Origin of the sequence: Pseudomonas sp. Y39-6, assembly GCF_023651955.1 — a bacterium.
GTDB lineage: Bacteria > Pseudomonadota > Gammaproteobacteria > Pseudomonadales > Pseudomonadaceae > Aquipseudomonas > Aquipseudomonas veronii.
Window position 1 is genome coordinate 4,896,408 of record NZ_CP069594.1, and the last position, 20,522, is coordinate 4,916,929.

The 20,522-nt window shown below is 53.1% G+C and carries 17 protein-coding genes and 1 tRNA gene; 10 read left to right on the top strand and 8 right to left on the bottom strand.

Features of this window, described 5'->3' with window-relative positions:
- Nucleotides 1–32 precede the first annotated feature (32 nt).
- On the bottom strand, nt 33–1,550 hold the full coding sequence (locus JN756_RS22225) for an efflux transporter outer membrane subunit (protein ID WP_201021351.1): 1,518 nt from the start codon (nt 1,548–1,550) through the stop codon (nt 33–35).
- An 87-nt stretch (nt 1,551–1,637) separates the two neighbouring features.
- Between JN756_RS22225 and JN756_RS22230 the strand changes: the two genes are divergently transcribed.
- The 3 genes from JN756_RS22230 to JN756_RS22240 all read left to right on the top strand — a co-directional run bounded on the left by JN756_RS22230 (nt 1,638) and on the right by JN756_RS22240 (nt 6,640).
- Nucleotides 1,638–2,258 (top strand): TetR/AcrR family transcriptional regulator, encoded by a 621-nt coding sequence (locus tag JN756_RS22230; RefSeq protein ID WP_046382597.1) that lies wholly within the window; start codon nt 1,638–1,640, stop codon nt 2,256–2,258.
- A 177-nt stretch (nt 2,259–2,435) separates the two neighbouring features.
- Entirely contained in the window at nt 2,436–3,557 is a 1,122-nt protein-coding gene (locus JN756_RS22235) for an efflux RND transporter periplasmic adaptor subunit (protein WP_057005946.1), read from the top strand.
- Entirely contained in the window at nt 3,554–6,640 is a 3,087-nt protein-coding gene (locus JN756_RS22240; protein WP_201021352.1) for an efflux RND transporter permease subunit, read from the top strand. Before JN756_RS22235 ends, JN756_RS22240 begins: the two co-directional genes overlap by 4 nt.
- A 242-nt stretch (nt 6,641–6,882) precedes the next feature.
- Here the strand turns inward: JN756_RS22240 and JN756_RS22245 are convergent, their stop codons facing one another.
- From JN756_RS22245 to mobH, 4 genes are all read right to left on the bottom strand, one after another.
- Nucleotides 6,883–7,137 (bottom strand): hypothetical protein, encoded by a 255-nt coding sequence (locus tag JN756_RS22245; RefSeq protein ID WP_082643913.1) that lies wholly within the window; start codon nt 7,135–7,137, stop codon nt 6,883–6,885.
- Nucleotides 7,129–7,201: transfer RNA gene (locus JN756_RS22250), tRNA-Asn, on the bottom strand. Before JN756_RS22250 ends, JN756_RS22245 begins: the two co-directional genes overlap by 9 nt.
- A 147-nt stretch (nt 7,202–7,348) precedes the next feature.
- Entirely contained in the window at nt 7,349–8,272 is a 924-nt protein-coding gene (locus JN756_RS22255) for a tyrosine-type recombinase/integrase (RefSeq protein ID WP_201021353.1), read from the bottom strand.
- On the bottom strand, nt 8,263–10,149 hold the full coding sequence (mobH, locus tag JN756_RS22260) for a MobH family relaxase (protein WP_201021354.1): 1,887 nt from the start codon (nt 10,147–10,149) through the stop codon (nt 8,263–8,265). The genes JN756_RS22255 and mobH overlap by 10 nt, the downstream gene beginning before the upstream one ends.
- Before the next feature lie 1,066 nt (nt 10,150–11,215).
- Here mobH and JN756_RS22265 point away from each other — a divergent pair.
- From JN756_RS22265 to JN756_RS22280, 4 genes are all read left to right on the top strand, one after another.
- Complete coding sequence (locus tag JN756_RS22265; protein ID WP_201021355.1) at nt 11,216–12,964, top strand: SEN1985 family protein; 1,749 nt, start codon at nt 11,216–11,218, stop codon at nt 12,962–12,964.
- A gap of 517 nt (nt 12,965–13,481) precedes the next feature.
- Nucleotides 13,482–13,952 carry a DUF3577 domain-containing protein gene (locus tag JN756_RS22270; protein WP_201021356.1) on the top strand — a complete coding sequence of 157 codons (471 nt, stop codon included), beginning with the start codon at nt 13,482–13,484 and terminating at the stop codon, nt 13,950–13,952.
- A gap of 110 nt (nt 13,953–14,062) precedes the next feature.
- Complete coding sequence (gene radC / locus JN756_RS22275; RefSeq protein WP_201021357.1) at nt 14,063–14,557, top strand: RadC family protein; 495 nt, start codon at nt 14,063–14,065, stop codon at nt 14,555–14,557.
- Nucleotides 14,558–14,744: 187 nt separating this feature from the next.
- Nucleotides 14,745–15,425, top strand: a complete 681-nt coding sequence (locus tag JN756_RS22280; RefSeq protein WP_236255148.1) for a DNA cytosine methyltransferase — start codon at nt 14,745–14,747, stop codon at nt 15,423–15,425.
- 87 nt (nt 15,426–15,512) lie between these two features.
- Here JN756_RS22280 and JN756_RS22285 read toward each other — a convergent pair whose 3' ends face one another.
- From JN756_RS22285 to JN756_RS22295, 3 genes are all read right to left on the bottom strand, one after another.
- Complete coding sequence (locus tag JN756_RS22285; RefSeq protein WP_442966396.1) at nt 15,513–16,016, bottom strand: GNAT family N-acetyltransferase; 504 nt, start codon at nt 16,014–16,016, stop codon at nt 15,513–15,515.
- A 199-nt stretch (nt 16,017–16,215) separates the two neighbouring features.
- On the bottom strand, nt 16,216–16,581 hold the full coding sequence (locus JN756_RS22290; protein ID WP_201021360.1) for a histone-like nucleoid-structuring protein, MvaT/MvaU family: 366 nt from the start codon (nt 16,579–16,581) through the stop codon (nt 16,216–16,218).
- Nucleotides 16,582–16,712: 131 nt separating this feature from the next.
- Nucleotides 16,713–17,863, bottom strand: a protein-coding gene (locus JN756_RS22295) for an IS3 family transposase (protein ID WP_104502081.1) whose coding sequence is annotated in 2 segments (ribosomal slippage) — nt 16,713–17,629 and nt 17,629–17,863 — 1,152 coding nt in all. Because the reading frame shifts where the segments join, the coding sequence is not laid out codon by codon here.
- A 169-nt stretch (nt 17,864–18,032) separates the two neighbouring features.
- On the opposite strand from JN756_RS22295, the gene JN756_RS22300 reads away from it, so the two are divergent.
- The 3 genes from JN756_RS22300 (at nt 18,033) to JN756_RS32460 (ending at nt 20,181) form a co-directional block, all read left to right on the top strand.
- The gene (locus JN756_RS22300) at nt 18,033–18,527 is read left to right on the top strand and encodes an SLATT domain-containing protein (protein WP_250690852.1); all 495 of its coding nucleotides are present in this window, start codon (nt 18,033–18,035) and stop codon (nt 18,525–18,527) included.
- Nucleotides 18,528–19,002: 475 nt separating this feature from the next.
- Nucleotides 19,003–19,377 (top strand): CCDC90 family protein, encoded by a 375-nt coding sequence (locus JN756_RS22305; protein WP_250690853.1) that lies wholly within the window; start codon nt 19,003–19,005, stop codon nt 19,375–19,377.
- 165 nt (nt 19,378–19,542) lie between these two features.
- Nucleotides 19,543–20,181: a hypothetical protein gene (locus JN756_RS32460; protein WP_250690854.1), complete on the top strand. Its 639-nt coding sequence runs from the start codon at nt 19,543–19,545 to the stop codon at nt 20,179–20,181.
- Nucleotides 20,182–20,522: the final 341 nt, after the last annotated feature.

Consider the following 20,522-nt stretch of genomic DNA (forward strand, 5'->3'; position numbering starts at 1 on the left):
ATCCCTACGATCATCCTGATCCAGCCCGTATTTTATTGGAGTTCTTTCGATATCCCTGGATCAGAAAAAAACATTCGAGTTTCCGCTCTTTTTGAGACAACGCGAGCATCTGAGTCATCTCGCTGCCAACCGCCGCCCAATGCTTTGAACGTGGCCACTGCAGCGCGAGCCGATTCAGTTTGTGCCTGGGCTCTGCCATCAGATGCCGCTAGGAGATGCTCATCGGCATCCAGCACTTCGATCAAGCTGACCACGCCTTTTTCATAGGCGGCAAACGATGTCGCTCTGGCTTTCGCATACGCCGACTCGCCCTGGGCGAGCTGGGTCGATTGTTGCTCGCGGTTGATCCGTGCCGAAACAGCGCTTTCCACATCTTCGCAGGCCCGCAGAACGGACTGGCGGTAAGCGGCCAAGGCTTCGGCTTCCTGGCCCTTTGCCAAATCAATCTGGGCGTTGATGCGGCCAAAATCGAACAGCCGCCAGCGTAATCCCAGTGCCGCCGAAGCCTGACTGGCGCCGTTGCTGAACAGGTTCGCGCTGGATACCGATGTAGCACTGCCGAGCAGCGCTGCCACAGACAGTTTGGGGTAGTACTCGGACATGGCTTCGCCGATACGCGCGCTGGATGCCGCAAGACGGCGCTCCGCGACGATCAAGTCTGGACGCCGACGCAGCAGGTCGGCAGGAGCGCCCATGTCCGAGAGGCCTGGCACCTCAGGGATGGGCGCCAGCTTAGTCAACTGCGCGCTGTAAGTGCCGGGCGCCTTGCCCAACATGACATCCAGCGCATTCATTGCCGTGTCAATGCCTGCTTGCAGTACCGGCACGGTGGCCTGCGCTTGGCTCAGCGCGCCTTGGGCCTGGTTCAACTGCAGTTCAGCCGCCAGGCCTTTTGCGTAAAGATGTTCGATGGTGGTGAGCAGTTGTTGTCGTGTGTCGACTTGCCGCCGGGCAATTTCCAGGCGTGCTTGCAGGCCACGGATGCTGATGTAAAGGTCGGCTGTTTGCGCGACCACCGCCAGGCGTGTGGCAATCGCTCCGGCTTGCGAGGCCTGATAATCGGCGAAGGCCGCTTCTTTACCTCGGCGCAGCCCGCCAAACACATCCAGCTCCCAGCCGGCATTCAAGTTCGCCTCATAGGCACTGCCGTAGCGATTATAGGAAGGGGCTGAATTCAGCACTTGGCCCAACGGCGTCTCCAATGACTGACGGGCTCGGGCCGCTTGACCGTTGACGGTAGCCGACGGCAGGAGGGCTGCGTTAGCTGCGCCCAAACCGGCGCGAGCCTGCTCGATCCTTGCGCTTGCCTGGGCTAAATCGAGGTTCTGTTCAAGTGCTCGATTTATCAGCTGACTGAGTATCGGGTCATTAAATGCATTCCACCAAGCAGCGAGATCGGCATTTGCCGCATCCACTTGTCGTGCCTTGGACGTTTGCGCCGAGAAATGCTCGGGCAATTCCACACTGGGTTTTGAGTAGTCGGGGCCCACTGCGCAACCTGCAACCATACCCAAACACAGTAAGACGGCGAAACGAAGAGGAGGATGCATGGGGTACCTGCGAAAGGGTCGATTTGTGACGATATTACAATTTGGTCACAAGTTGTCAACCACCGTTGGGATGAGTAAGCTGCTCGCATGAATCAGCCATCAGTTTCTTCGCCCAGCGCCCGTGGCCCAGCCGATCACGACATTCGAGACCAGATTGTTGCGGCGGCCAACGAACATTTCAGTCAATACGGTTATGGCAAAACAACGGTTTCTGACCTAGCCAAGGCCATCGGCTTTTCCAAGGCTTACATCTACAAATTCTTTGAATCCAAGCAGGCGATTGGTGAAGCAATCTGTACAAATTGCCTGACTGAAATCGTTACGGCAGTGGAGCAAGCCATCAATGTAGACGGCATCTCGCCGACCGAACGTTTTCGGCGCCTGGTCAAAACCTTAATCGCTACAGGTGTGAGCCTGTTCTTTAACGACCGTAAACTCTACGATATCGCAGCGTTCTCCGCGTCGGAGCGATGGCCCAGCTCACAAGTCTATGACGCTCGGATCAAGAGCTTCGTGTTGCAAATCGTGCGTGAGGGGCGAGAGCTCGGCGAGTTTGAACGCAAGACTCCGCTGGACGAGACGGTAGAGGCGATTCATCTCGCTCTGCGGCCCTTCATCAATCCTCTGCTACTGCAGTACAACCTCGATTTTGTTGAAGAAGCCCCTTCTCTCATCTCCAATCTGGTTCTGCGCAGCCTGATGCCTTAAACCTCTGCTGACGGATGCGCTGCGCATCCGTATCAGCGTGTGCGCCTGAAAAAACTAGCTATCGAGCCTCTTTGCTTTGCTCTGATCAAGTGGGCGACGTTCATTCATCTCGGCAGTGACTATTGACAGAAATGGTCACTTGAATAAGCATGGTGCATCCGCTACCGAGAGGTCTTTATGATCCAGCGCCACCGCATGTCACTCATTTTCATTGTCTTGTTGCCGTTTGCCCTAGCGGCCTGCAACGAGGCCACGCCCGCCGATCCTCGCCTTCAAGTGCCCTTGGTACGCATCGGCGTGGTTCAACCCTCCGCGCCTGCAGCACGGGTATTCACCGGTATCGTCGCGGCTCGAGTTCAGAGCGATCTCGGTTTTCGGGTGCCAGGGAAAGTCTTGGAGCGCTTGGTGGACTCTGGGCAGAGTGTCAAACGTGGGCAGCCACTCATGCGTATCGATGCCAACGACCTGACGCTGACCGCGAGGGCGCAGCAGGAAGCGGTGCTGGCCGCTATGGCTCGAGCCCGGCAGGCCTCCGATGATGAGCTTCGCTACCGTGATTTGGTGTCCGTCGGTGCGGTATCTGCCTCAGCTTACGCAGGGATCAAAGCGGCTGCCGACTCGGCGAAAGCTCAGCTAAACGCTGCCCAGGCTCAGGCCGATGTGGCGAAAAACGCGACCGGTTATTCGACGTTGGTGGCGGATGCTGACGGGGTGGTAGTGGATACCTTGGCGGAGCCGGGACAGGTAGTTGGCGCAGGACAGAGGGTGGTACGCGTTGCCCATTCAGGGCAGCGCGAGGCCGTGATCCAGTTACCCGAGACGCTACGTCCTGCGCTGGGCTCGGCGGCGACGGTTGAGCTCTACGGGCAGAACCAGCGTGCAGGCAGCGCCCGTTTACGTCAGCTGTCCGACTCTGCGGACCAACAGACCCGAACGTATGAAGCGCGTTATGTGCTGGAGGGGGCGCTCTCCAACGCCACCCTGGGTTCGACTATCTCAGTGTCTATCGCTGACACGGATGTTGCTGATGCCAAGGAATTACAGGTGCCCATAGGGGCCCTCTACGACGCGGGTAAAGGCCCGGGTGTCTGGGTGGTTGAGGGAGAACCGGAGCATGTGGTGTGGCGCCCGATCAAGGTTCGCAGCTTGAATAACGAGGCCAGTGTGCGCGTGACGGGTGATCTCCAGGTGGGTGATCGTGTCGTCGCATTGGGTGCACACCTATTGAATGAGGGAGAGAAGGTCAGGACTGAACTTGCCGGTGCCACGCAAAAAACGGTGGTTGAGGTGAGTCGATGAGCGGCTTCAATCTTTCGGCGCTGGCAGTACGCGAGCGCTCAATCACCCTGTTTTTGATCCTGCTGATTTCTGTGGGTGGGTTGTACGCCTTCTTCAAACTGGGGCGTGCGGAAGACCCCGCATTCACCATTAAACAAATGACGGTGGTCACAGCCTGGCCTGGAGCGACGGCCCAGGAGATGCAGGACCAGGTGGTAGAAAAGCTGGAAAAACGCATGCAGGAACTGCGTTGGTACGATAGGACCGAGACCTTTACCCGGCCCGGCTTGGCATTTACCACGGTTTATCTGCTCGATAGCACGCCACCCTCAGCCGTCCAGGAGGAGTTTTACCAGGCACGCAAAAAAGTCCTGGATGAGCAGAAGGGGTTGCCGTCTGGGGTGATCGGCCCGATGGTCAATGATGAGTATTCCGATGTCACCTTCGCGCTCTATGCGCTCAAGGCCAAGGGCGAGCCGCAACGTCTGTTGGTGCGCGAAGCCGAGAGCTTGCGCCAGCGTTTGCTGCATGTAGCGGGTGTGAAGAAGGTCAACATCATCGGTGAACAGGCCGAGCGCGTTTTTGTCGAGCTGTCCTACGAGCGCCTGGCGACGCTGGGCATTTCTGCACGAGACATCTTCAGTGCGTTGAACACGCAAAACATGATAACGCCGGCCGGTTCGGTAGAAGCGAAGGGGCCCCAGGTTTTCATCCGCCTGGATGGCGCGTTTGATGACCTGCAGAAGATCCGCAATACCCCGCTGACAGTGCAGGGCAGAACCCTCAAGTTGTCCGACGTGGCTGAGGTCAAGCGCGGTTATGAGGACCCCGCGACATTCCTGGTACGCAACAACGGCGAGCCAGCACTGTTGCTCGGCGTGGTCATGCGCGATGGCTGGAACGGTCTGGATTTGGGGAAGTCGCTGGACGCTGAGGCAACAGCGATCAATGAGCAGATGCCTTTGGGCATGAGCCTGACCAAGGTCACGGATCAGGCGGTGAATATTGACGCATCCGTCAACGAGTTCATGGTGAAGTTTTTTGCTGCCTTGGGCGTGGTGCTGCTGGTGTGTTTTCTCAGCATGGGCTGGCGTGTCGGCGTTGTGGTTGCCGCAGCGGTGCCGCTGACCCTGGCGGCCGTGTTCATTGTCATGGCGGCCACGGGCAAAGACTTCGATCGAATTACCCTGGGCTCGTTGATTCTGGCGCTGGGACTGCTGGTGGACGATGCCATCATTGCCATTGAAATGATGGTGGTGAAGATGGAGGAAGGCTACGACCGAATCAAGGCCTCCGCTTATGCCTGGAGCCACACGGCCGCGCCGATGTTGTCGGGGACGTTGGTGACGGCGATCGGCTTTATGCCCAACGGTTTTGCCAAGTCGACCGCTGGTGAGTACACCGCGAACATGTTCTGGATCGTTGGCATTGCGCTGATCACTTCCTGGGTGGTGGCCGTGGTGTTTACCCCTTACCTGGGCGTCAAACTGCTGCCGCAGATCAAGGTGCCTGAAGGTGGGCATACGGCGATTTACGGTACACCGAACTACCAGCGTTTCAGGCGCCTGCTGGGCAGTGTGATCCGCCGCAATGGCCTGGTGGCGACATCCGTCGTGGGCTTGTTTGTTGTTGCGATTATGGGCATGGGCGTGGTCAAGAAGCAGTTCTTTCCAACATCCGACCGACCTGAGGTGCTGGTTGAGGTGCAGATGCCTTACGGCACCTCTATCGAACAGACTGATATGGCGGCGGCCAAGGTCGAGGCGTGGTTGACTCAGCAGCCGGAAGCCAAGATCGTCACCGCTTACATTGGCCAGGGCGCGCCGCGCTTCTATTTGGCGATGGCCCCTGAGCTACCCGATCCATCCTTCGCAAAAATCGTCGTCCTGACGGCGAATCAGCAAGAGCGTGAGGCGCTCAAGATTCGGCTCAGGCAAGCCACGACCGATGGTTTGGCGCCCGAAGCCCGCGTGCGGGTGACGCAGTTGGTATTCGGTCCTTACTCACCGTATCCGGTGGCCTTTCGGGTGATGGGCGCCGACCCCGCAGTGTTGCGGGATATCGCCGCGCAGGTGCGTGAGGTCATGACCGCCAGCCCCATGATGAGGACCGTCAACACCGACTTGGGCGAGCGCGTGCCGGCACTTCATCTCACGCTGGATCAGGATCGCCTGCAAGCATTCGGCTTGACCTCGACCGATGTCGCGCAACAGCTGCAATTTCTGCTCACGGGGGTGCCTGTCACCGAGGTGCGTGAGGACATTCGTTCGGTTCAGGTGGTCGCTCGCTCCGCTGGTGAGACGCGTCTTGATCCATCGAAAATTGCCGCCTTCACGCTGACCGGCGCCCAAGGCCAGCGCGTGTCGCTGTCCCAGGTAGGGACGGTGGATGTGCACATGGAGGAACCCATTCTGCGGCGGCGTGATCGGACGCCGACCATCACCGTGCGCGGTGACGTGGCTGAAGGTCTTCAGCCTCCCGATGTCTCCAACGCCTTGATAACGCAGCTGCAGCCCATCATCGAAAAACTGCCGGCGGGCTACCGCATTGAGTTTGCCGGCTCGATCGAAGAGTCGGGTAAAGCGAACAAGGCATTGCTGCCGTTGTTCCCGATCATGATTGCGCTGATGTTGCTGACCATCATCATTCAGGTGCGCTCGATGTCGGCAATGATGATGGTGTTCGCCACCGCGCCTTTGGGCCTGATTGGTGTGGTGCCAATTCTGCTGTTGTTCCAGCAGCCGTTCGGGATCAACGCCTTGGTGGGATTGATTGCCTTGTCAGGGATTCTGATGCGCAACACGCTGATCCTCATTGGCCAGATCCACTCTAATAAGCAAGCCGGTCTGTCGCCTTATGACGCAGTGGTCGAAGCCACTGTGCAGCGTGCACGGCCAGTAATTCTCACGGCGTTGGCGGCGATGCTGGCGTTCATTCCGCTGACCCATTCGGTGTTCTGGGGAACGCTGGCGTACACCCTGATTGGCGGTACGTTTGCCGGCACAGTACTGACCTTGGTGTTCCTGCCAGCGATGTACACCCTCTGGTTCAAGATCAAGCCTGAGCCCGCGCATGAGCTTGCAGCGAACACTCATGTTGCTTGATACCTGCGGGCCTGGGCTGCGGCACCATCATCTGCATCGCTGTGACCGTGCGAGCCGCCGGACGCTAATCAAACTTTGGGAGAACCACCACGGCGTGGCGTAGCCTTAAAGGTTCTGGCTACCGGGGTTGCTGTCAACGACAGCGCTCTGCCCGACCTTTTCTACGCCTGGGGAGAATTCGGCTCAAGGCTCGAATTGTTGGGCGTTCTGCGGCTGCGGATGAAATTATCCACCGATGAAAATCAGAAGCGCAGCTCGCTGGAGCGTACAAACACGTGCAGCGACAGCAAGACCGTCAGCCGGGTAAGCGCGCGGCCTTTATAGGTGTCGATCCGTTCCTGCAATTCAGGCAAGCGCGATAAGGGTTCTACCCTTGAAATGGCTGGCACCCACCGGGGTCCGACAGAACGCCAAAACGAAAAAACCCGCCAGAAGGCGGGTTTTTCGGGGTGCTCAGAGATTTTAAAAGCTTTCTCTGAAACCTTGTCTGGCTCCACGACCTGGACTCGAACCAGGGACCCAATGATTAACAGTCATTTGCTACCTGTTAGTCACAACGGGGCCACGAAAAACGTGGTGGAGACGTACATCGAATCTATAGCTCAACAAGAATAAAAACTGCCACGCGTCAAAAATAGTCGCGTATCAGCACGATGTCAAAGCAGCAAAATTTCTTGTCCTGTAGGAAAAGTGGACAGCTGCAGCCAGCTACCGCATCTCCTCCAGTGCATACCTCACCTGGTCAACATCCACGTGGACGTATTTCAGGGTCGTACTGATGCTCCGATGCCCCAAGAGGTCCTTGACGATGTGCAAATTGCACTTGGGTTGCCTCATCAAGTCAGTAGCAATCGTATGCCTGAAACGGTGCGGGCTCACGTGGACCCCAAGCTTTCGACTGAGCGCCGTGTAGAAATGCGAGAGCTGATTCATATCCATCGTTCTGCGCATATGCCGCTGAGAGAACTTGTTCACGTTGAAGAGCTGCTCGGTGGAACTAATTCCTCGTGCTTTGGCATTGAGGAGCAGAATCCTCAAATGTTTGGAGAGCTTGCTGTGGATCGGGACATGGTGCTCATCAAAGTTTTTTGAGACCTCTGGATGAATGCAGATTGTCATGGTCTCCAAGTCCACATCGAGTGGGCGAAGGTTCAAAAGCTCATTCGCCCGAATTCCCGTATAGAAAAACGTCTCGAATACGGTCCTCCAAAACCACGCGGGATGGAACGACGCCATTACCAAGGTTTTCATTTCAGAGCGGGCCATACCCACAAGGATGATTCTCGAGTCTCGAATCAAGCGCTGCTTAACGGTTTTCGGCGGGCGATTAGGACAACGTACACCACACCCTTCGAAAGGGTTCTCAAGGAGGCTGGTCAGATTGTTTTTGATTGCGTAGCCGAAGAGCGCCCTCAGATGACGAGCGTAGGTGTTCCAGCTCACCTCTTTGATGTCGGATCCCAGGATCGACCGACGCCAGCTTAAGACTGTTTTCCTATCGATCTCATCAATGAGACAGTCCCCCGCAAACCGAATCAGTGCATTGGTGGCGACACGGTATCCCTGCTCCGTTGTAGCTCGCAGGCGCATCTCAAAGAAATAGATCTCCGGTAACTCTGAGATCACATGCATGGTGCTTCATCCTTGAAAGTAGGTAACCCTTTCAACGCCAAATAGGGGTTGTCATAGGGTTTCTCGGTAAATATCTGAAGCGGATCCTTGAGCAGATAGCCTCTAATGTCTCTGGTCTTACGTGGACCTCTCACCTCACAGGCCCATATATTCAACCCGCTTGCGCACTTCTCATGAATACTCAGCTTCTCAAAGCACCGCTGCACCCAGCGCCAATCGGTGGTGCCCTGCTCTCTTGCTACCCTTGCCAACTCAGGATGCTCTTGGGCATACCGCTGGAAGATTCCGGGTGTCACCAGAAATGCAGTACCGGCTACGCTGTGCACTTTGGCTTTGGCGTCATTGATGATGACTTTATGGGTTAACACACCCTGTCGAAGCCATCTCACAAAGGCTTCTCCCTGCTCTTTTTCACTCAACGCCTCAGACCTCACGGGCAAAATCTCCGGTAAAGATCGAGGTTTGGGATAGGCGTCAAAAGCGTCAGTAGGTGCAGCATCCACAGTGGAAGAGTGATACGAAGAAGAACTGTCGTTCCCCTCGGTCATACACGTCTGTTGTCCCTCCCAGAGATCGTCTGGATACTGCGTCGCCTCCATGTATTCCAGCGGTACTAATTTGTAGCTTGTCTTTGTAGGTTTTTCCGTAAGAACGGGCGACGTGTCCACGGGAATAGCAGGCGGTTTCTGTGGGAACGACGCAACCTCAATGTGCGTATCTTCCCCTGAAGGCTCTAGGACAGGACCCAATGTGATAAAGCCCGCAAAAGACGGTGGGCGCTCACCTTTCTCCCAGATAAATGCAGGTGCGACTTTGAGAAAGGTGAGTGTCTTTTGCCATTTGCCGCTTTGGACCGTGGCAGTCCATATCGCCTTTCCTTCAGCATTCATTTGAATGATCGCGTTGTCCTGGAGGACGTTGAACAATGTGGAGTTCGATGAGGGAATCGAATCCGCGCCCTGAGATAACAAGTGAGCCCTTAGCTTATCGGCCACTGTTTTGCTCACCAGCCACAACGCATCATCAGTCAGCCACCCATCTGAAGCCCGGGGCTGGTTCAACTTCAGTTGGTCAGTTACGAGGTAGCGCAGCCCCTCAATTAACAGACGTTGCGCAGAGTGCTTCGGTGCCGCCAAGGCACGCGATGGATTGCCACCAAGCTCTTGGGCGACTGACGCCTGGTCAGCCTGGATGACGAGTTCTCCCAGCGTGCCGGCGTGTTCGTATTGGCCCGCGAGGACATAAATGAGCGCGCGCCAAGGCTCTGTATAGGCGCTCAACCAATCCAAAATGGGCTTCGTGAGTATCTGCGTGTAGAGCAGTCCAGCGGCCGCGCCGTGGAGCTTGTACTGACGCTCCTTCAGATACTTGAAGCGGTACTCCCGAGAGATAGGGCCGTGCCACGGATACCAGCGGGTTCCGTCAGCAAAATGCACTTCCACATCAACCGCTATCTTGCCGATGTCATGAAGCAATGCGGCGTAGGCCAACGCCGCATTCCAGGTTTCGGCCTGTGCGGCTTGAGTTTCAGGAGTTGCTCCCACAGGCAGCAAATGGGACTGACGGATCTTGAGCGCGAACGCAACGATCTCCAGCCCATGGTCGAGCATTCCGCCAGGATACGCATGGTGGTGGTTTTCTGAGGCGGGCAGTTGCTGGACCAACTCGGCGTATCGCCTCACAGGCTCCAGATAGAGGTCATCAAACTGGGATCGGGAGAGTGAGGTGCGTTGCCAGATATGCTCAAGCAACTTGCTTCGTCGCGGCGTAGACAAAAGCTCCGATGCTGTCTTAGGAGCAAGGTACTCCTGAGTATTCGCGGCAGGGGTTTGAGATCCAGTTTGAGCGGCCTTTTTCAGCTTCGATTGCCAGAACATTCAGCTATTCACCTGCTTCAGTCGTTGGAGAGCCTTTTTGCTTTTTCAGCTCAATGACAGCCCATTTGCAGGTAGGCCTGTTCCCCTTAGACTCCCTTCCAATAGACCCTTCCGTTTCGCCGTCGCTTTATGGCTTTTTCGGATGATCAAATCGACGGGAAAACTGATCTGCGATGCAGCATGTTTAATGCTTGTTTATTGGCAATAATGACGCGGGGGCAATTTCAATGTCGCCTACAAGATCTATCGTCAAAACTGTGTATTAGCCCGCACTTAACAATGGTAGCGGATCCTATTCACGCTCCAACGGAGCATAATCCTTGCGCAAACAGAATGCTGTCACCATACGTTCGTGCGATGACCAAGTGATGCCTCACCAACTGCGTTGACTCGAAGCCGACACCTCCTGATTTTTTCAAAAATACGCTTTTCACTCTTTTTCCAAGTGACGTCTTTTCGTGAGCATTTACTCTCGTCCATCTGCCCCCAAGACGCCATAACCATTTCTTAGATAACCTGGAGAGGACAGTCTTTGGTGGAGGTACTGCGTCTATATTTATGTCTATGAAAAATAGCCCTCTGTAAATCACCTCTGCCATGTGCTTTTTAAGAGATCTGGAACATGCACGTGACCTAGTAACGACTAAAGAAACGGATTTCAAAGCAGATGAAGCCGCTTATCAACGTGTTTCGTTGTGCATATTTCTTGATCCGCCCCATGGGACTATCTGAACGGACTGCACATAGTGGCCTGTTGACATCCACGAGATAAATCAGGAGTATTGCATTGAACCATTCATAGTTTCTGCCAATAAACCCCTCAAAAAACTCAATCACGGATGATGTATGGCTCACGAAACCGAAATACTTCTCCTCAAAAATTCCAACTCAACTTACTCTGCAGATAGAAATAAAAAATCAGCTTACTGCATTGAGTCTGCAACCTGCCGCGCCCCACCAAGACCACAACTACTGTGTTCACCAGCACACGACCAACCACTGCAAACACTTCAAAGCTGCAACCAATCACAATATAAACATATATATCTATTAAGGCGCGAAAAAAATGCCCCAAAATGAAAACGATTTAAATGCAGGCTACAAACAAGCCAGTAAACAGATCGCACGGAGCAAAGCACTAACACATGCTGTCGAACTATTAACTACGCGTCGAGAGCACTGCGCAATCGTTCCCCGAGACTATATCGACAGAGTGGTTTCAAAAATGTCAGATCCTTCCCAGCATTCCGACTACACTAGTGCGGCAAAAGTTTGTAAGACTGAAGATATAGACTCATGGAAAAATTTCCGAAAATCTGTTGTAGGAGCACGTACACCCAGCGAACTTACGGTCGCCTATCTCTCTGGCCCCGAACCGACAAACGACTTAGAGGTTCTAATTGAACTGGGCGTAAGGCCGGAAAACATATGGGCATTCGAGATCGACAAAGACGCATTCACTTCTGCAGTAGTTGATATAGAACGCACAAAACTCCGTGGCGTTAAACTTATGAACGTGAGCATTGAAGATTACTTTCTATCCACACCAAGGCGTTTCGATATAATTTATTTTGACGCTTGCGGCCCTTTGCCGAGCAAAGTAAGAAAAACGACCCAAGCCATTGTTAACATTTTTAGGCACTCAGCACTTTCTTCGCTAGGCGTGTTAATTACAAACTTCAGCGAACCTGACATCACAAAAAAAGAAGTACTAGACAATTACGGTCATTTAATAGCTGCCTACTTATATCCCAAAGCTTTTCTTGACAGTTTCGACGACCCCGATCAAACCTGGACAGATGGCGCCGGAGCTAATGGTTATGATTTTGGCTTACCACCTGAAGAATATAGGGATGAGTACGAGGAGAACAACGACTTCATTAACATTGTTAAGGCCGATTTCAGTAACTACTACGGAGCGTTCATCACAAGACACATCGCAGATATTGCATCGATAATTTCTCCAACAATTCGCCTGCTCAATGCTTCGCTCCACAAAGAGATCATTACAGATATCAAGGAAGCAGCGGCTCGAGGTCGACGATTTGTGACTAGCCCTATAGAGGAAGAGAGCTACCAAGAAAACAACACAAACACCAAAGATATTGCACTAGAATTGAGCACCGAGTTCCAAATTGACGAAAATACATTTGACATGGATGGTGACGCCTTCACCGACCCAAACATGTACTCGTTACTATTTACGCTAGCCGCATGCGACATATCAGGTGTAAACCACCAGGTCAAATCCACAACACCTGAAGTTAAAAAATTCTGCACCAACTGGTTGAACCAGCTTTCTGGAAAGCCTAGCTCAGTTACTGCAGCAGACGCCATTGCTTGCTTTTACACCTTAAGGCACGATAAAGACTTCTGGGCCGCACCACTGGAACGCATTTCAAAATTCAACTATAGAAGAAATATGCGTTTTCTTTGTGATGTGCCCACTGAAGAGATTGCATTTTATCCGGCCTTTGCACAAATTTCCTATCCTTCTCACAGCAATATAAAAGAATCAAAAAGATATAGCTATACAGCAGAGGGAAAACAGACAAAAATGCTACTTGATGTAATGCCATTCGATGAATGCAGATATATTTACGACTGGCTCTCCACCGCACCTCTGATTGGTGGTGACTGGCAGGATGAATCTCGACAGCTGGTTTTTAGATTTGCACTAGATTGTATTGCCAAAAACATTAGATGGTATCAAGATGACTTCCTGTACGGATGTCACTCCGTAGGTATTGACTATGAATATTTTGACCCGCCGTGCTACAAGCCCCGAGAGGAAATAGTATCAACCACCATGTAAAAACCAATCTCGAGTGAAAGATCAAAACCAAAACACATCAAACTGTTTTTACAGTTTATAGCGCCTCTGTTGCTTTGACAGAAGCAACAGAGGCATTTTTCACCGATCTCAACTAACAAAATTTAACGTTCACTTTTCATAGGCCCCCACCTAATTAGCGGCCTTATTCGAACGACTTCGAGGGGCATTGCGACAAAGCTATTAGTACGTACCTACAAGCCGAGACCAGAATGTTCCTACAAAAACTGTCGCACTTAGGACTTGATCAAAGCTTTTAGCGCTTTCATGCTTCCTACCGTTTACCTCTGACGTCGTCAGCATGATACTGAGGGCAGCCTAGATCTAGAAAGCTGCAGTGCGTGCTACACGCGCCGATCACTCGACCGCCATCGCATTCAACATTGCGGTCAGTCGTCAGCGTCATTGACGATCGAATGCCTATCACACCACCCAACGGGGAAATCACTTTCCCTGGGGATGAGTGACTCCTCGTTTTCACTAAGACACGGAGAAACTCATGACCCAATCCTTCACCAACGAAACGAAATACTACGACCTGCACACTCGCGGTATCGGCTACCTGTGTCGCGCGCGAGAGGTCCAAGTGCGCAAGGCAGAACCGTTTATGGCGGTGACCGTTGCTGCGCTCCATGGCGCCGCTGACGACGTTGAATACACCTACATCGACTGTCGAGTGACGGGCGCAGAAGCGGACACGCTGATACGCCACTGCAAGGAAGAGATCAACTCAGGGGATAAGGTCCTGGTGTGCTTCACCATAGGTGATATCTGGATCTCACCTTTCACATACCAGAAGGGCGACAAAAAAGGTCAGCCTGGTGCGAGCCTCAAAGGACGACTGCTCTATCTGTCCATGATCAGAATCAACGGTGAGACCGTGTTCAGGGCTCCGCCCAAGGAAACAACACAGGACACCCAACTAAACGCAGTTATGGAAAACTCAGCGCCCGCCGCAAGCGAGCTCTGACCGACAGCGAAACCCCCAGGCGCCCGTCCGGGCGCCCTCACCCACACTCGAGGGACAACGACTCCCTCGGGGACCGCGTGCCTCCTGCAATCCATAAAGAGGTTTACGCGATGAGTCACACTAACGCCTTAAGCACTGCGGCCCTATCCACAATCACCTGTCGTGAGGACGAAGATCAGTTGATTGAGACCGCCCTCCAGATCCTCGATCGCCGGCTCTTTACCCGAGGGCCAAAGCTTGAGGATCCACACGAGGTGCGCAACTACCTGAAGCTGCAGCTTGCTGGGATGGATCACGAAGTCTTTGCGGTGATCTATCTGGACAGTGTGCATAGGCCCATTAAATTCGAGGTGCTTTTTCACGGAAGTATCAGTAGCGCGGTCATCCATCCCAGGCAGGTTATCAAGCGCGCGTTAGCGCATAACGCCGCGGCAATCATCATCGCCCACAACCATCCCTCAGGATGTCACACACCCAGCCTGGCAGATCGACGACTCACCGCTTGCCTCAAGAAGTCGCTGGAACTCGTAGAGGTCAGGGTGTTGGACCACTTCATCATTGCTGAAGGCACCCCGCTCTCACTGGCGGAGTATGGCTGGCTCTAACATCGACCAAGGCGCCCTCCCCGGGCGCCCGTTTTTCATCATCCAGGCCCAGCACTGCCGACCTCACTCAGGAATTCTCCCTTCATCGACGGGCTCAGCTTTTATGCGGGCTCAACGTTCAGGATCAAGGATGAATGAGCTGGCTCTTTTCTCAGGTGCTGGTGGAGGAATACTCGGTGGCCAACTCATGGGATGGCGCACCGTCTGCGCCGTTGAGTGTGATGCCTACGCCGCACAAGTTCTCGCGCAACGACAAAACGATAGAGCCCTGCCGGCTTTCCCGATTTGGTCTGACGTGTGCAGTTTTGACGGTAAGCCGTGGCGAGGCATTGTTAATGTGGTATCTGGCGGGTTTCCGTGCCAGGACATTTCTATTCAAGGCCGAGGTGCCGGCATCGAGGGGACTCGATCAGGCCTTTGGAAAGAAATGGCAAGAATCGTCGGTGAGATTCGACCCACTTATGTGTGGCTGGAAAACTCCCCAATGCTCGTTACCCGAGGTCTTGCCCTGATCCTCGGTGACCTTGCCCAAATGGGGTATGACACGCAATGGTGTCGTGTATCAGCGGCTGAATGCGGCGCGCCCCATAAGCGTGACAGGATCTGGTTGTTGGCCTACTCCAACAGCGAGCATGGCCAAGGGATCATCCCCCAAGTCGCTGAAGCGCAGGTGTGGAAGGGACCGTACGAGAGACCGACTGGACCATGCGGTGATGGCGTCAGACGGTGGCCAGTTGAACCCGGAGTGGGTCGAGTGGTTGATGGGTTGGCCCAGCGGGTGGACCGGATTAAAGCCCTTGGAAATGGGCAGGTACCAAGAGTGGTGGCAAGCGCATTCGAAATTTTGAAGAACGAAGCAAACGCCTGAGGATGGCAGACGAGACGCCAAGTCACGCGGCATTGAACCTTGCGGTGGCTACGAGACCTGAACGCTATTTTTGCAGTAGAGGCTGATTCAGTCTTTCGGCAGAAAGCTCTGCATATGCGTTGTCTGCCAGTACGGATCGTCTTCCACATCCACTGTCTCAAACCCGTGCTTTTGCCAGAAGCTAATCGCACCAGGGAGAAAGGGATGGGTATGTAAGTACAGCACGTCAATGCCACCTACGACGGCTAGCCTCCTCAGAGACTCATACAACCTCGCGGCGAGCCCCAAGCCTCGTTGATCTGGGCTCACGAACAAGCGAACCACTTCGACGACCTTGAGGCCCGAGTAGTCGAGTTGAGGAAAGCGATGATCGTAAGGAAGGTAGCCGATAGTTGCGACAATCTCGTTGCCTTTACGAGCGACCAGAAACTGCCCCTTTCCTGACTCTAAATATGCCTCCTTGAATCCCGCGAGATCAGGTGGCAACGCTGTTTGGTTCAGCGTTGGAAAAATCTGCGCCCTGGCCCCCATAATGTATTCGATCACCTCTTCACTTTCCGTGGACTGAACAGGCTCAATAACGATGTCGATTTGATCTTTTGGCATGAAGTGAGGATGACTCGTGGGGTATGTGTTGGCAGAAAATACACGATTTAGGTAAAATTCAACGTACTGAATATAGATCCGAGATCCTGTAAGAGACATTTCAAAAAAGAGGCTGCTCCTCTCCCCAGGAATCCGAAAAAACAAAGGGCCCATCAAGGGCCCTTATGTTGGCAAAGCATCGATCTCACTTCGACAGCCAAGACTCAACCGTGTCTGAGCCATGCTCGGACTTCCATTCCTTCAGAGTCTTGTGGTTGCCGCCTTTGGTCTCCACCACTTCGCCCGTATGCGGGTTCTTGTACACCTTCAACTGACGCGCTTTGCGGGTAGCCGTTACCGGCTTGGCCACTGCTGCACGGAGACCGGCTTGAGGATCAAGGATATTGATTACGTCTTTCAAGCTAAAACCATACTCACCCAATAGAGCACGGAGCTTCTTCTCAAATTCAATTTCCTTTTTCAGGCCAGAATCGTTTTTCATGAATTCAAGCTCTGCGAGCTGAGCGGCCAGTTGCTGTTCAAGCTTACGGTATTCCACTAGACGAGACATTGATTTTTTCCTTGCTGTTGAGGTCAATAGCGGTTGGCATGGCTAATATGCTAGGGCAATAGTACTTATCAGTCACGAAATAAACCGTTTCTAAGATATTTGTTTTGATGGACTGAATCGCCCCGGGCTTTCTAGACACTCTCAAGGCTCGCTGCGTAACGCTTTTCAAACTCTACCGGTGACAGCTGATTGTTGAAACTGTGGCGTCGTTTTGGGTTGTAAAACATCTCGATGTAATCGAACACATCATCTCGAGCATCCTGGCGTGTAGTGTAGATTTTACGCTTGATCCGTTCCCGCTTCAGCAACTGGAAAAAGCTCTCCGCCACAGCGTTGTCGTGGCAATTACCTCGACGACTCATGCTGGCTACCAGGTTGTTAGCTTTCAAGAAGCTTCGCCAGTCTGAGCTGCTGTACTGACTGCCTTGATCCGAGTGGATCATCACCTCTTGCTTCGGCTTACGTCTCCAAACCGCCATCAGCAGTGCATCAATGGCTACGTCGCTGGTCATCTGCGACTTCATTGACCAACCAATGATCTGGCGTGAAAACAGATCGAGCACCACGGCCAAATACAGCCAGCCTTCATATGTTCGGATGTAGGTAATGTCTGTGACCCAAACTTTGTTGGGTTCTCTGACATCGAATTGGCGCTTCAGTAAGTTCGGTGAGGCAACGGCTGGCTTACCGCCGTATTTTCCAGGCCTCCGTCGATACCCAGTCTGAGAACGTAAACCTTCAAGGCGCATCAACCTAGCCACCCGGTGACGGCCACAGCTCTCACCAACCTCTCGCAGGTCATCATGGATCTTTCGATAGCCATAAACGCCACCGCTTTCCAGCCAGGAGTGTTTGATCAATCCAAGCAGTCGCTGATCGTCCTTGGCTCGCGCAGATTTTGGTTCTGATAGCCACGCGTAGTAGCCGCTGGGATGAACCTTGAGCGTCAGGCAAAGCCGTCGAATCGCGTAATGACCCGCTTGCTGCTTAATAAAGGCGTACTTCAGCCGCACTCCTTGGCAAAGTACGCGGCGGCCTTTTTTAAGATGTCTCGCTCCTCCGTCACCCGTTTCAGCTCGGCACGTAGACGACGAACCTCAGCGCTCTGATCATCCTCCTCAACGCGCTGTTCCTGAGGCTTGGTGTAGCGCTTAACCCAGGCATAGAGGCTGTGCACAGACACACCCAATCGTGCAGCCACCTCCGAGACAGGAAGCTGCTTTTCGGTCACTTGCTTGACCGCCTGGATTTTGAATTCTTCGGGATAACGCTGGTTGCTCATGGCACCTCCTAATGGGCCTCATTTTAAGGCTTGGAGGTGTCTACGAAACTAGGGGCGATTCAGACTTGCACCTCGACACTAAACCAACCTACGCTAGAAATATTATGGCTAATGAAGCCACGTAGCGGTTCAGTTAGATCCTCATCATACGCTTTGCAAGGACGAATCCATGTCATCTGATCTTGAACTACCAGAAAGCTCGGAGGCACTGTTAAAAAAATGGTACACGCGCTGCAGCACTGCTGCGGTTGGGCACTATAAAACAGCTGAACGCTACTCCAAATTCAATGCCAACCTAACCGGCCTAGCAGCCGTATTCTCAACCATAATTGGCACGACTGTTTTCGCTACGCTGCAAGATGAGCCGAGTTTATGCTTGAGGATTTTCCTAGGTGCTTTTAGCTTGGCAGCAGCTGTGCTCGCCGCCCTTTCGGCGACAATGGGTTTTCAGGACAAAGCGGAAAAGCATAGAACGGCCGGTTCAAAATACAATTCGGCAGGACGGGAGCTTGAACAGCTCGGAACGAACCCTTCAATTACACAAGAACTGCTGGAAAAAATACGTACACGGCTTGATGCATTAGCTGAGGAGTCTCCCCACCTACCCCGTAGGGTCCATAATGAAATAGCAGACTCTAGTCAACTATCAAACTGGAAGAAGTAAAAGTAGCTACTTTGCATTCCAAATTCTTTTAGACACGATAAGTGCTGAGACCTAACACTCGAGGATGGTGGCTTTACAGGCGATCGCCAAAGCACTTTTGAGCTCATGATTAGACAACGTGATCCATCAATGACTGAATACTGCATCCTCCCCGCTCATTGAATCGTATGAAGCGTTCGGATGCGTCGGAAACGGCCTACAGAACCTACAAAATTTCAGGAAATGTCTGACTGGATCATCGAATCGTTTAAGCCGATTATTTGATCTGGTTAGCTGTCGTCGACAGCACCTGTCCAGGTGACCATGATCCAGAAGGCCACGATGTGCACTAGTGCATTGATCAATTGAAGCTCACAACGCATTCGGAAGCGTGGGCATCGCCGATACGCTCGCCGACGGAATGCATCCACCCCACAGTGACGGGAGCCTACCGTCAGGTGGGACTCTGAGTCGCTTGCCAACCGCAGGAGACACGATGAAACTATCGCTAGCCCTTTATGACGCGCTGACTTCTATCAGTGTGCCAAATAACAAAGCTAAAGCTGTTGTAGATGCTTGGGAGGACGACGTGAAACATTTCGCATCAAAATCTGATTTAGAGCGAACCGAATCGCATCTTGAGGGCTCAATCTCAGGACTCCGTACCGATCTTACGGCGCTCATAAAAGAGCAAGGTGCAGATCTACGTACATTGATCGAGCGTCAAGCAAGCCAATTTCACGGCGCCGTTTCTAAGCTTGAGTCAAACATCACGGTACTTCGCTGGCAGTTTTGGCTTCTAGTCATTTGCTTCGGCTTCCCCATCATAAAAAATCTTTATGAGGTTTACGGAAAAGTCATTGCGTCCTGATTTATAGCTTTACCCTCTCAGCCAGCAGTACTCAACCTGCGGCCTACTAGCTACTAGACGTCGGCGTTGTCCACGTCCTGATTCAAACCTATTCAGCCCATGCGGGGAACACTCCCCGTGCGGGCGACGTGTCTCTCCGTTTTGGGCTTTTTTTTGGAGAGACACGTGAAATTTGAAAACCTCACCTCGCTTCAATCAAAGCTGCTTCAGCTACCAGTCATCCTCTCGCAAGACGCCTGGCATGAAGCAGTTTATCTAGAGCAACCAGCGAGCCTTGGTGACCTGGGAAACCGCTTAGGCGAAACCCTCCAAGCCGCGTATGCGTGCCTTTTGTATAGGACCGAAAAAGTAGAAGCGGTCGAGCCGTTCTACGAGTTCGGCCTGTACCGTTTTCTACCTAGCGGTGATTGTGTCGATCGACACTGGTTGGAGTTACGCTTAATCGTGGAGCACGTAATGGATCAACCATCCACGCTGCGTATCGTGCTTCGCAGTGAAAGCTCATCTCTGGACTTGAAGGTACCTGACGTCTTTTTTGAGCCAGGCCTAATGATGATGACCAATGGCGTGCATTCACTCATCGAACAGGGACTGTTGGATGTGCATCCTTATCTCAACCGTCACCTTGTCGGCGATTGGGGAGATTTGTGCGACCAAGACAAGCTGAGTAATGAACAGGCGCTTCAGTACGGTGAACGCTTGTTCTCGTCCTACGAGATTGAAGCTGGGCAGGAACGAAAGCTCTGGATCATCACGGAGAGGGATAGAAGCGTCACCACCTTGCTTCTACCCTCCGAGTACTGATTCATCACACACCGCATTTTAACAGTGGCTCATCACCCATCTACGCGCCCTTCAAGGCGCGTGGAGGGCTTTCCCAAACTCCCTTCACCCTTCACCCGCAAGGGTCCGAAACTGATTGTTGGATACGCTTCCACAGCTGCAACGTCGGCACATCTTTAGACTGAATCCGGATGCACCAACTCACGACTCTTGTGGCAACGGTGCTACAGCGCCCCTGAAGTCATCTGCACCTATCTACAACTGGTTTTCAACATGGATACCACTACGGCGAAAGACAAGTAACGAAATATCAGTATTCGCTTATGAAGCCGGCCAAATACCCTGCACAAGGCATTCATCTA